At 37.6% G+C, this 12,946-nt stretch carries 11 protein-coding genes; 7 read left to right on the plus strand and 4 right to left on the minus strand.

The window, feature by feature from the left end; translation table 11 throughout:
• The first annotated feature begins 182 nt into the window (after positions 1 to 182).
• From ACAM30_RS02115 to ACAM30_RS02135, 5 genes are all read left to right on the plus strand, one after another.
• On the plus strand, positions 183 to 977 hold the full coding sequence (locus tag ACAM30_RS02115) for a gluconate 5-dehydrogenase (protein WP_369617016.1): 795 nt from the start codon (positions 183 to 185) through the stop codon (positions 975 to 977).
• A 46-nt stretch (positions 978 to 1,023) separates the two neighbouring features.
• A complete protein-coding gene (gene nagB, locus ACAM30_RS02120) occupies positions 1,024 to 2,952 on the plus strand; it encodes a glucosamine-6-phosphate deaminase (protein WP_369617017.1) in 1,929 nt (642 codons plus the stop codon).
• 461 nt (positions 2,953 to 3,413) lie between these two features.
• Positions 3,414 to 4,292, plus strand: coding sequence for a helix-turn-helix domain-containing protein (locus tag ACAM30_RS02125; protein WP_369617018.1), 879 nt, complete (start codon positions 3,414 to 3,416; stop codon positions 4,290 to 4,292).
• Between the two features lie 72 nt (positions 4,293 to 4,364).
• Entirely contained in the window at positions 4,365 to 5,192 is an 828-nt protein-coding gene (locus ACAM30_RS02130) for an SDR family oxidoreductase (protein ID WP_369617019.1), read from the plus strand.
• A 10-nt stretch (positions 5,193 to 5,202) separates the two neighbouring features.
• The gene (locus ACAM30_RS02135; RefSeq protein WP_369617020.1) at positions 5,203 to 5,583 is read left to right on the plus strand and encodes a DUF5367 family protein; all 381 of its coding nucleotides are present in this window, start codon (positions 5,203 to 5,205) and stop codon (positions 5,581 to 5,583) included.
• 330 nt (positions 5,584 to 5,913) lie between these two features.
• Here ACAM30_RS02135 and ACAM30_RS02140 read toward each other — a convergent pair whose 3' ends face one another.
• From ACAM30_RS02140 to ACAM30_RS02150, 3 genes are read right to left on the minus strand one after another with little or no spacing between them, the layout of a single operon-like run.
• Entirely contained in the window at positions 5,914 to 7,191 is a 1,278-nt protein-coding gene (locus ACAM30_RS02140) for an MFS transporter (RefSeq protein ID WP_369617021.1), read from the minus strand.
• Positions 7,192 to 7,211: 20 nt separating this feature from the next.
• Positions 7,212 to 7,439 (minus strand): hypothetical protein, encoded by a 228-nt coding sequence (locus ACAM30_RS02145; RefSeq protein WP_369617022.1) that lies wholly within the window; start codon positions 7,437 to 7,439, stop codon positions 7,212 to 7,214.
• A 6-nt stretch (positions 7,440 to 7,445) separates the two neighbouring features.
• Positions 7,446 to 8,042, minus strand: a complete 597-nt coding sequence (locus ACAM30_RS02150) for a TetR/AcrR family transcriptional regulator (protein WP_369617023.1) — start codon at positions 8,040 to 8,042, stop codon at positions 7,446 to 7,448.
• Between the two features lie 400 nt (positions 8,043 to 8,442).
• Between ACAM30_RS02150 and ACAM30_RS02155 the strand changes: the two genes are divergently transcribed.
• On the plus strand, positions 8,443 to 9,669 hold the full coding sequence (locus ACAM30_RS02155) for a hypothetical protein (RefSeq protein ID WP_369617024.1): 1,227 nt from the start codon (positions 8,443 to 8,445) through the stop codon (positions 9,667 to 9,669).
• Positions 9,660 to 10,694 carry a hypothetical protein gene (locus ACAM30_RS02160; protein WP_369617025.1) on the plus strand — a complete coding sequence of 345 codons (1,035 nt, stop codon included), beginning with the start codon at positions 9,660 to 9,662 and terminating at the stop codon, positions 10,692 to 10,694. The genes ACAM30_RS02155 and ACAM30_RS02160 overlap by 10 nt, the downstream gene beginning before the upstream one ends.
• A 324-nt stretch (positions 10,695 to 11,018) precedes the next feature.
• Here the strand turns inward: ACAM30_RS02160 and ACAM30_RS02165 are convergent, their stop codons facing one another.
• A complete protein-coding gene (locus tag ACAM30_RS02165) occupies positions 11,019 to 12,473 on the minus strand; it encodes a glycosyltransferase family 2 protein (RefSeq protein ID WP_369617026.1) in 1,455 nt (484 codons plus the stop codon).
• Positions 12,474 to 12,946 lie beyond the last annotated feature (473 nt).

Consider the following 12,946-nt stretch of genomic DNA (forward strand, 5'->3'; position numbering starts at 1 on the left):
AATAAGTTTACTTGACGTATAAAAAACGTTACACTCCAAATAAACCGCAAAGAACTATGAGAAAGAAATGGATTTCTTTTTAGCATTCTTTTAGTTTCAAAAAATCTATGTCTCTATGTGTTTAAATAAACGAACAAGACGATAATAAATTAAAATTACTAATCACCAAAAACAAACAAAAAATGTCAATTAACTTATTTGATTTAACGGGAAAAACAGCCCTCATTACCGGAGGAGTTCATGGTTTAGGAATGGCAATGGCCAAAGGACTGGGACATGCAGGAGCAAAAATTGTAGTAAACGATCATTCCTCACAACAAGCAGTTGATGATGCAATTGCTGAATACAAATCAGAAGGAATTGAGGCTTTCGGGTATCTGTTTGATGTCACAGATGAAGCTGCTGTAATTGCCGCTATCAGCAAAATAGAGGCCGAAGCAGGACCAATCGATATTTTAATCAACAATGCCGGAATCATCAAAAGAACCCCAATTATAGAAATGGAAGTTGCCGATTTTGAAGCGGTAGTAAAAGTAGATTTGACCGGTCCTTTTATTGTTTCAAAAAATATAGTAAAAGGCATGATCGCACGCGGAGGAGGAAAAATCATCAACATGTGTTCAATGATGAGCGAACTGGGAAGAGACTCCGTGAGCGCTTACGCTTCTGCAAAAGGCGGACTAAAAATGCTAACCAAAAATATGGCTACCGAATGGGCTAAATTTAACATTCAGACCAACGGGATTGGGCCAGGTTATTTCGCCACAAGTCAAACGGCGCCCATCAGAGTAAACGGAAACCCTTTTAATGAATTTATTATAGGCAGAACTCCTGCAGGCCGTTGGGGAAATCCGGATGATTTACAGGGAGCCGCCATCTTTTTAAGTTCAAAAGCAAGTGATTTTGTAAACGGTCATATTGTGTATGTTGACGGCGGAATATTGGCAACAATAGGAAAACCTTCAAACGAAGACTAATACTTTCCCTTTGGATAATCCCTTAAAAGGTCAAAACTAAACTAAAATGATAAAAAGTAATATTGATAAAGCGACGGGTTTTGAAAAACGATTTGAAAACATCGATACGGTTGTTTTCGAAAATTCAACCGAAGCTTCTAAAGCAGTCGCTCAACAAATTGCAGCACTTATTCAATCCAAACAAAAAAACAACGAATCTTGTGTATTAGGCCTGGCAACCGGCTCTTCACCAAAAGGACTGTATGCCGAACTGGTTCGTTTGCACAAAGAAGAAAGTTTAAGTTTCAAAAACGTAATTACTTTCAATCTCGACGAATACTATCCAATGGAACCGGATTCTGTGAACAGTTATGTTCGGTTTATGAAAGAATTGCTGTTGGATCAGATAGACATCTTACCCGAAAACTGCCACATTCCCGACGGAACACTATCCAAAGAAGAAATCGCTGATTATTGCTACGAATATGAAGCTAAAATTGAAGCTTTGGGCGGAATCGATCTGCAGATTCTTGGAATCGGAGGAAACGGTCATATTGGATTTAACGAATCGGGATCACTACAAAACTCAAAAACGCGTCTGGTGGCTTTGGATCACATTACCAGAGTAGCAGCCAGCGGAGACTTTTCCGGATTGAGTAATACCCCCCGAACTGCCATTACACTTGGAGTTAAAAAAATAATGGAGGCCAAACAGGTTATTTTAATGGCCTGGGGAGAAGGAAAATCCAACATCATTAAAAAATCGGTTGAAGGAGAAGTAACCAATCAAATTCCTGCTTCTTTTTTACAGGAACACAACCATGTCGTTTTTGTACTGGACAAAGAAGCTTCGTCAAAACTAACGCGTATCAACAGACCCTGGCTGGTTGAAAAAATCATCTGGACCGATAAACTGATTCGAAAAGCGGTTTTAGGGCTGGCTCTCGATTTAAAGAAACCAATTTTAATGCTTACCGATGCCGACTATATTGAAAACGGAATGAGCGATTTACTGGCCGATTCAGGTCCGGCTTATGATATCAACATCAGGATTTTCAATAAACTTCAAAATACAATCACAGGTTGGCCCGGCGGTAAACCGAATGCTGACGACACTCACCGCCCGGAAAGAGCAGAACCAATCCGAAAAAAAGTATTGCTTTTTAGTCCACATCCGGATGATGATATTATCAGCATGGGCGGAACTTTTATGCGTTTGCAGGAACAGGGACACGAGGTACATGTGGCCTATCAAACCTCCGGAAATATTGCTGTTGCGGATGATGAAGCCTTGAGGTTTGCCAAATTTGTTTGTGATTACAATGACAAATTTAAAATACAAAGTACCGAAGCCGAAAACATCTGCAAAAAAGCGGAACACTTTTTAAAAAACAAAAAAGCCAGTGAAATTGATATTCCGGAAGTTCGCTATTTAAAAGGATTGATCCGAAAAGGAGAAGCGCGTGCCACCAGCCAATTTGTAGGTTTACCGGAAGAACAGATTCATTTTATGGAACTACCTTTTTACGAAACCGGAACGATTGAAAAAAAGCCTTTGGGTAGTGAAGATATTCAACTCACCATAGATTTAATTGAAAAAATCAAACCGCATCAAATCTATGCAGCAGGAGATTTAGCCGATCCGCACGGAACTCATAAGGTTTGTCTGGACGCAATCTTTGAAGCTGTAAAAACATTAAAACCCAAAACTTTTATGAACGATTGCTGGGTGTGGCTCTACCGTGGAGCGTGGCAGGAATGGGGAATCGATGAGGTAGAAATGGCCGTACCCATGAGTCCCGATCAGGTATTGGCAAAACGCCATGGAATTTTCAAACATCAGTCGCAAAAAGACGGTGTTGTTTTTCAGGGAAGCGATGCCAGAGAATTTTGGCAAAGAGCCGAAGACCGTAACAGCGAAACGGCTCTCTTGTACAATCAGCTAGGTTTGTCGCGTTATGCCGCAATGGAAGCTTTTGTGCGCTGGCAGTTTTAACTTACTAATTCAATCATACCTTTATTTTGTTCAAAAATTGACAGATTATAAAATCGTCAATTTAAAAAGAAGCCTTCTCAGATTATTTTTGGGGAGGTTTTTTGATTTTTCAAAAATAATGATGCTTTTGATATATACCATTCCTACGGAATTCAAATGTTGCGTTATGGATCTATTTTTGGACGGATTAAAATCCATCCCTACAAAATGGATCGAGCCGAAGGCTCTTTTCGAAAACTCAAAAGAGCAATACATATCACAACAATGAGTTTCGATCCGTTGAAAAAAATACAACATCAAAAATCCAAAAAGTTCCGGAGGAACGGCAAATATTGTAACAACGGATTTTAATCCGTTGAAAACAAATCGACAACACAGCATTTGAATTCCGTAGGAATGGCACATATCAAAAATAATTGGTAACTTTTCAGACCATTTCGAGTCAAACCTATTAAAAACCAATGACAACAGATATTATAGAATTAAATGATTTTATTGTTTTAATCGAACAATCGAATACCTCTAAGACTTTCATACAGCAATGTGAAATTGACGGAGATGCTGTTGGCTTTGCCTTTTATGGCTCCGGAAATGTCGAACTGGAAATCAAACACAACAATCAGACTAAGTATCTGACCAATACAACCGGGCTCGCTATTTGTTTTTTTGGCAATCAAAAGGTCGAGTTCTCTCATAAAATAGAACCTGACAAACCGCTGCAATCCATTAGCATCTTCACCAAACCAAAACATTTACATTCCCTGCCTCAGGCCGAGAAAGAGATTTTCGAAAATTACCTTCCCGAATTATTAAATCCGCAGGAACATTTTGTACAAGGCCCTTCTTTTTATATGACTTTGGAAATGCAGGTAGCGGTTCAAAAGATTTTCAATACCACCTACACCGGCAATACGAGATTATTGTTTTTAAGAAGTCAGGTCAACGAACTTTTGGCTCACTTCTATGCATTGCTCGCGACAGGTACCAAAATTGATCTTTCGGAAATTGATAAAAACAAGCTTTTCAAAGCAAAAGAAATTGTAACCAACAGCTATTCAAAACCACCATCAATCACACAATTGTCGCAAATGGTAGGTTTGAACAGTAACAAACTAAAAAAGAATTTTAAAGAGCTTTTTGGTATTCCTGTTTTCAAATACGTTCAGGAAGAAAGACTGCACAAGGCTTACGAATTGCTGCGTGACAACGAAAAAACAGTTCAGGAATCGGCCTGGGAAGTGGGTTATGACAGTCTGAGTTCGTTTTCGAATGCCTTTCATAAAAAATTCGGTATGCGTCCAAATGAAGTTCGGCAGCAATTCTTTTCAAACAAATCATAATTCTTTTGCGACAAATGAATCCGTTTTAATCTGAACACCTTTGTATCAGCAATCATTTAAAAAAATACTGATATGAAAAATACCAAAATTTTAGTTCTGGGTTCTAATGGAAAAACAGGACGCAGAGTAGCCGAAAGACTGGCAAAAATGGATAACGTTGAAACTCGTTTGGGATCCAGAAACGAAAAAATACCTTTTGACTGGGAAGACTCTGAAACCTGGCCTGCTGTTCTTCAGGGAATCGATACGGTTTATATTACTTTTCAACCCGACCTGGCCATTCCTTCAGCGGTGGAAACGATTCAGAATTTTACTGGTCTTGCCACAAAACTTGGGGTACAGAAAATGGTTTTACTTTCGGGAAGAGGTGAAAAAGAAGCACAGCTTTGTGAGGAAATCGTAAAATCGACTGCTAAAAACTGGGCCATTATTCGTGCCAGCTGGTTCAATCAGAACTTTAGCGAAAGTTTCTTTTTAGATCCGATATTAGCTGGGGTTGTCGCCTTACCAAGGGCTGAAGCACTGGAACCCTTTACCGATGCCGATGATATTGCCGATGTGGTTACTGCCGCTCTTTTAGAAGACAAACACAACGGACAAACTTATGAATTAACCGGTCCGAGGTTATTGACGTTCCAACAAGCTGTAAATGAAATTGCCGAAGCCAGTGGCCGAAATATCACCTTTCAGGGACTGTCGTTAGAAGAATACAATCAGCTTTTGCAGGAATATCAGGTTCCGGAAGATCATATCTGGCTCATCAACTATCTTTTTGAACAGGTTTTAGACGGTCGCAATTCCAGTATCACCTCAGATATAGAAACCATTTTAGGCCGAAAAGCAAAGGATTTTTCCGCCTACGCGAAAGAAACTGCCAAGACCGAAATCTGGAACTCCTAAAACTAGATTTATGAAATATCTCAGAGGAATACTTTCCGGTTGTATCGTTTGGTTGTGCGTCAGTAGTTCCTTTTATCTTTTAGGAAATATTGCTCTTCTAAAAAATCACTTTTGGATACAAGCCTTAATCGTTATGGTGCTTATTATTTTTTATGCGATTGCGGCTGCCAAATTCTATTATCAGAAAAAACACAACATCAACGGTTTTTCACTTGGAATATTAATGTCGGGAACAGCTTTGTTTTTGGACGTTTTGATCACCGTTCCTTTTGTTGAAATTCCCGAAGGAAGAAGTTACGAGAGCTTTTTCACCAGTCCAATTTTATGGGCACTGGCTTTTATAAACACTTTTTCAGTGTATCTGTATTGGAAGAGAAAAATTAAACCTTGATCATCAACTTCCAATTTAGTAGTACAACAAAAGGCAGGTAGTATGGTTCTAAATACTTCCTTTTATTCGACGCGGATAAAACGGGTTTACTTCGTAAAAACGGGGATGAAAACGGATTCTTTCCGCATTTGAAAGATTTTTAATTTTAAAATCCGTTTTCATCAGTGTCTTCGCGATAGCGAATCCGTTAAATCAGCGTTGAATTAAGATTCAGAATTTTTATTGATCAAGCGGAAACTACTTTTCAATTATAATTCCATCTAAAATGCTTATACACAAAAAAAGCTTGTCCTTAACAGACAAGCTTTCTTATGATTTGAAATCTAAAAATTAAACTTCTGCCATTTCCGGAACCGGAGCAGGAACTGGAACATCTGTATCTTTTGATTTCACTAATTTATTGACTCTCCAAATCAAAAATATAGTCGAAAGTGTAATTACCGCAATTACATATCCTAAAATATCATAATTTTCGAGAGGTGATGTTTTTGTTTTCTGATGCACAATAAATCCGGCACAAACCGCGGCAATTCCACCTGCAATTTGCTGCAAAGAAGACGAAATCGACATATAAGCACCTCGATCCTCAAGCCCCGGAATAGCAGTATTTAAAGTTGTGGCAGGAATCATTCGGCTCATGATACCCATAAACATAATCATAGTAAGCACTACGATCTCCCATAATGGCACCGGACCAAGATTGGTGTAAATGATAACCATAATAACCGAAAGTACAGATCCGGCGGCAAACAGTTTAAATTTGCTCACTTTATCACTCAATTTACCCACCAAAGGCATGATGAAAAGTACCGAAAGTCCGGTAAAGAAAAAGACCATTGGCAATTCAAGCTGGCTGATATGAATATTGTTGACTAAAAAGGCACTTCCAAACGGCTGTAACATAAAACCTCCAACCGAAAGAAAAGCAATAGACATAAAACCAACCTGATAGTGTTTGTTACTTAGGGTATGCCAAAGATGCAGAAAAGGACTTTTGTCTGACTGTACTTCTAAATGTTTGGTGATTGGTTCCATTTGAGTCATGATTGCAACAAGAATCAATACGGCCAAAACCGCAATCATAATAAAAGCCGAATGCCATCCCCAGTGATTGGCAAAATACAAGCCTACCGGAATTCCTAAAATCTGACTGGAAGCAAATGCCATTTGAATAAATCCCATCACACGTCCGCGTTGGTGAATCACAAACAAATCGGTTACAATGGCCAAAGAAATAGATCCTATAACTCCTCCAAAAAGTCCGGTTACAATTCTTGCCAATAAAAGCATCATATAACTGGTTGAAAGTGCACAGAAAACAGTACCAATAATAAATCCGATGTAAAAGAAAATCAAAAGTTTCTTTCGGTCAAACTTATCTGCAAAACCTGCAGCGAGTAATCCTGAAGCTCCCGCACTAAAGGCGTAGGCAGAAACGGTAAAACCAAAATTTGCCGGTGTCATATTCAGGGTTTTCATTAAAATATCTCCCAGGGGAGAAATAACCATAAAATCGAGTATCACAGTGAACTGCAAAAGCGCTAAGATCGCAATAATGATTTTTTGATGTGTCGAGAAAGCCGGGCTTTCTGTAGTGTTTTTTTTCATTCTTTATAAAATGTATTAGTTTAGTCTAACTCTTGGCATTCGTGGCCAAATGATGTGACCATATTGATAATAGTTTCAGGATGCAATGTTTCTGAAACAACTCTGAGGACGCAATCAACATCTTCGCAGTCAATGCTCCATTGCTGAATATCTGAATGAGTGTCAAGTTTTTGACGGATGGGACAATTGGGGTCTTTGTCACCAATGTTAGTTTTAAAAATATGTATTGTACTTAAATTTGTTTCCATAATTTTTCATGGTTTTAGTCCTTTTACAGTGACCTGAAAGGCTTCTTTCATAATTTCCTTAGTAAGAGTAAAGGGCTTTCCCCCCATGCTCTTTCCTTCAGTATGTAAGTTCAATAAAGTGTACAAAGGCCCGTAGGCAACACTCCAAAAAGCCTCAAATGTCATAGGAATCAGCTCGTTATTGCGCAAGCCGTTGTCTATAAACGTTTTCATAATCCTTCTAAAATCTGCAAACTCCTGAATAGAATCCAGAATGATCTCTGAATGAGGGGAATGTTTGACAATTTCAAAAAATGCAACTTCCTTGGGATACTTCATGGTAAAGTTGGCGCGGTTTTCCCACTGTTTCCATAAACCTTCCTCAAATGACATTTCAGGCGAAAAGTTCTTCACGGTGCTGGTAAAAAACTTCAGCGCGATAATGGCACCTATTTTTTGAATCAAATCATCTTTGTCTTTGTAATAGATGTAGAGCGTGCCAACAGAAATAGAACAGGCCTTCGCCAGCTTGTTCATACTAAAACCCTGAAATCCTTCCTGGACAATCTGGTCAATTGCCATTTCGATTACTAATTTTTCCTTGTCGACATCTCTTGCTCTCATACTGATTATTTTAGAACAAATATAGCATAATAAATGAATGAACATTCTTTTATTTAAAATTATTTTTATGACACATAAAAAAATAGTTATACCAATAAAATTTTCTTTCCGAAAAATTCTATTTCATACGAGATCAAAAAAGGAACGACTTTCAACACATAAGTCACTTAGTAAAAGATCAAACAACCATATTCTTGTAAAACAGTAACGATTGTACTTCTCAAAATCTAACTTAAAAAATAATCAATTATTCCCTAAACAGTACCAATTGTTACACTCCCGAAACTAAATGTGAATAAGTTTTTTAACTTTGTCCGAAATTGCCCCAAAAACAATACTTAAAAATTTATGTAAACAACAACATTTTTTTATATAAACCCAAATTTAACCTACTAATCCTATGAGAAAACCCATTTCTTATTTTTTACCTTTTGTCTTTTTCGCAAGCATATTATTCGGATGCAGCGATGATGATTCAAAAGGTGACAGCTACAAAGCAAATTATTTGCCCGCCATTGATGCGACAACTTTACCTAAAGAAAATAGGCCAATGACCATGTTTGAAGACAATGAAGATCCTTCAAAAATGTATGACAACAAAGACCGTTGGTTCCGTATGAATCAGCTGATGCAAGTAATTCAAAAAGGAAAAGATTCTGTACAAGTTTCTCTTTATTCTCCAGTGGGGCTTAAAGATGTAAAAGTGTATGCAAAATTACCTAACTACGACAAGCGATTTTTACTTTTTGAATTTACAACCGTCCCTGCTTTTCACCGTTCCGCACATCAAATTCCTTTAGTAAACGGAACTCATGACTATCAGCTTGAAAATGGTAAGGCAGTTACTATTGATAAAATTGATGGCTTCTCGTCAGGAGCAATTGAATTTTCGGTAGAATCAACTGATCCTTTATTTGCTATGTTCAAAAAAATCAAATCAACCAGATTTGTTCAGTTTAATGATGCATTTCACAAAAATGAACCTAACAAATTCTCGCCAATGAATCCAGTTTTGGCTAAAGAAGCAATCACGATGATGATTAATTATTCTTACGCTATAAGTCATCCTTTGTATTATGATACGTTCATGAACTTTGATCGATTCAAAAAAGAGCAGGCAGATGCAGCGGGAACGGCAATAAACGGTGCTTTAAACTGGCACGGGAATGCAACAGACACAGATGGCGTTTATGATTATTTGACCAAAACTCAAATTGAACAGGCTTATAATACTTATATTGACAACAGAACTTTGAGCATAGCCATGGTTAATGGTGATGCTGCTCTGGGTGGGGGCACATTAGCCTCACAATGGGAATCCGGTTTTGTTACCGGACACTGGGCTGGTGACATGGACGTTTGGACACACGAATACTCTCACCATTCAGGTTACAGCCACAGCAGTAATTTATGCAACAGTGGCGAAGGTGGTGGTCAACAGGGAATGTTTAGTGCTTTTTATAAGTATTTGATTTATTTAAATGACCTTCCTTTTACAGATCCTGATATATTAAAAGGATATACAAAAACAAGCTATCTAAGTCAATCTTATAAAAAGCCTGTTTTTAAAATTGATCCTAAAAACCCATTTTTAGTAAAATATAAAGGAGAAGGAAAATGGAAATAACCTACAAAACTATCATGAACAAAATACCTTTCTTATTAGTCCTGCTCTGTCTTTTTACAGCTTGTAGCGATGATTCTTCAAACGGAAGTGAACCAACCAAATACGATTATTACTTTCCAACTGAAGAAGCTTCCATCACAGCGGCTCAAATTGGAGCAGGAACAGGAACTTTAGATCCTAAAGGAATTACAATTGCCAACAATAAACTATACGTTTGTAATGGTGACGTACTGGAAGTTTTTGATGCTGTTTCGATGGCTTATATCAAAACGATCTCGGCTTATACTAAAGGAGCGACTACGATTCCGTTTACCAAACTTACTTCGGTTTGTGTAGATAGCGGCCGTCTTTACATCGGGAGTGTCGATTCCAGACTATTTGTACTGGATGAAGTAACCAATGCAGGAATCAATACGGTTGGAAACGGTCAGTGGTGGAATACTTTTGTACACGTTTTTGGTGTTGTGGTTAAAGATGGTTTAATCTTCGTAAAAGAAAAAGAAACCTCAATCAAAGTTTTTCAAACTACCCAAATTACCGATAGCAGTGATTGGAATTTAAAGCCAATTGCCAAGCTAAATACTTTAAACGGCTGGGATGAGGTGTATTCGATGGATATAGATGCAGGCAATCTGGTAGTAGCCGGAAGAGATGCCAAAAGTTACTTGTATTACAACATTGAGGCTATTAAAACGAATGCTGCTGCCTCTTTGACTGAGCCTATAAAACCGGTAACAGCAGTTTTTGCTGCTGCGGAACCTATTGCCATAAGTTTTTCTAAAGACTGGGCTATTACATCCGAAAATATAGGGAGCAATAACTACTTACGTTTGTATCCAAAAGGAGAATTCAAGGATCGCATCTACACTCCAAGAGTAAATGCTCTTGATATCATGGGACAAAATCCATTTGGAAGTATCGTTGGTGTAGCCCAATTAAACGATCGTTTGTATCTATCTGATAACACCAATAAAAAAATCAGAGTTATAAAGCTTAATAAAGCAACAATTGCAGAACAGCCATAATCGTTCTCGCTTTTAAAATATTCGAAACCTCTAAACTTAAAAACTTTAGAGGTTTTTTATTGAAACAAAGTATAATAATCAGAATTGCTTCTCCCATTCTCCATAATACAGATAAGTCCATTTTATTACAACTCTCCAGTGATCTTCGCGTAAACCTTTGCGCACCTGGCGGTTAAAAAACAGCACAAGAATCATACGACTTCATACTCTTTCCTTTTTATATCCCAATTCCTAACATTCTAAAAATAAAAAACTCCCACTCAAATGAGAAGGAGTCCTAAAAAAACAAAGCAATTTCTATTTTTTTAATTACAATATTTTTTTCTAAGCCAATCCACGGGTCAACCAACCTTTTTTATTGGCTGTAACGATAGCATACGGTGTAATCCAAAACAAACTGAAGGTATAAAAAACACTGTACGAATAAGCCCAAAGTGAATCGGCAAAATTATATCTTTTGGTGTAAAATAATACCGGAAAACTCGATACGATTAAAATCGCTAAAAGTGTAGAACTTAAAAACAATATCGGATGTACCGCAATGAAAAAGAACATAAAAAACATAAACGGATACGCCATAATCATTTTCATCGATTGACTCACAAATAAAAGACGTGCTCCAAATTTAGATTCACTTCTAAAATCTGTAAAAACGTATTTTGCCATTGCGATGTTCTCACGTACGTTACTTCTGCTCCATCTGATAAACATCTTATACAATCCCGTATATTCTTCCGGTACATTCGTAAGTACATATGCATTTCTCTGAAACAACACGTGCTGTCCTTGTTTCAAAATCATATTCGTCATCGCACGATCTTCACCAATATCGGATGGCTGCCCCATAAAAGTTTGATTGATCCATTCGTCCAGACAAGAAAAAACCGAAGTTTTTCTGTAAGCAGCCGCTGCTCCCGGAGTACAAAGCACAGACCCTAACTGACTTTCGGCAGAACGCATGAATTCAAAACTCATTACAAAACTCACATTCAGCATTTTTGGCAAAATTGCTTTTTTATTGTTCAGTACATGAACATTTCCGGCTACTGCTCCACATTTTTCATCTACTACAAACGGACTCACCAAGTTCCTTAAAGTATCTTTTTTTACGATCGAATCACTATCAACCGTAACAAAAATCTCTCCCGTTCCCAATTCAAATCCACGGTGCAATGCGTGACGTTTACCTCTGTTTTCAGGTTGCTGAAAAATCGTCAAACGATCTCCCAATTTTATTTTTGCCTGCTGCATCCAGTACCAGGTATCGTCTTTACTTCCGTCATCAACCGCTAATATTTGCATCTTTTGTTCCGGAAAATCACTGTCAGCAAGGCTCATCAAAGTATCCCAAACCAATTTCCCTTCATTGTACGCAGGAACAATCACGGTACAAGTTGGCAACAGCTCATCCGAAACAGATTCAATTGGTTTATAGGTAAAGTACAAGTATAAATTGTACAAGAAAACTCCGGCCTGAAACACAAACAATACACCTGCCAGTATCAGGAAAGGGAATCCCCAGCTTGAATTTATTCGCTCCATCTGAAACTGATCAAAGTCAGATTGCAGCTGATAAGTAGTAAAAGCACCAATAAACAATAGCATGAATGTACTTATCAGTACAAACAAACCCGTCTTACTTTTGGTTCGCTCGCTTATTTTATTTGAAGTTACATTGGCATTACTAATACGAAAAATGGAACTGTTTAAGGCTTGTTGGTTATTAAGATCTGGATTTGAAGTATAAAACTGTTCTGATGTTAAGGTTTCACTTTTCATATGACATTACTTTTGATTGCTTTCTAATGGCTCTTATTTAATTCTTCCCTCCGATGCTACATTTTGATTAATGGAGGGAATTTATACTAATGCCATTTTGCAAGCGTTATGCCATAATTATTCTTTTACTGATTCCTAGATAATTAGCGGTTTTATATCATTTTCAAGTGTGTAATTATTACACGTTTTAGTAAACAGTATACAGTTTTATTGGAGTTTTTGCAGTCTTTGGACGTGACGAAGTTTGGAAATAACGCTTTCCGTAGTTTATTATTGTTGTTCCGACCGAAGTTAAATGATTTTTGGAATTTGGAATTTTAAAATCTTGGAATTTTCGAATATCTTTTCCGAAGCCGTTTCCAGCCATCTGCTCTATCTTTTCCTTGCTAAAGAAGCAAGAAAAAGGATGCCGCTCCTGTCTGGGCTAGGGCAATTGTGCGTACAAGAAGTTTTACGGTACGAAATCAATCGTT

The sequence above is a fragment of the Flavobacterium sp. CFS9 genome (genome assembly GCF_041154745.1).
In the GTDB taxonomy this organism is placed as follows: domain Bacteria; phylum Bacteroidota; class Bacteroidia; order Flavobacteriales; family Flavobacteriaceae; genus Flavobacterium.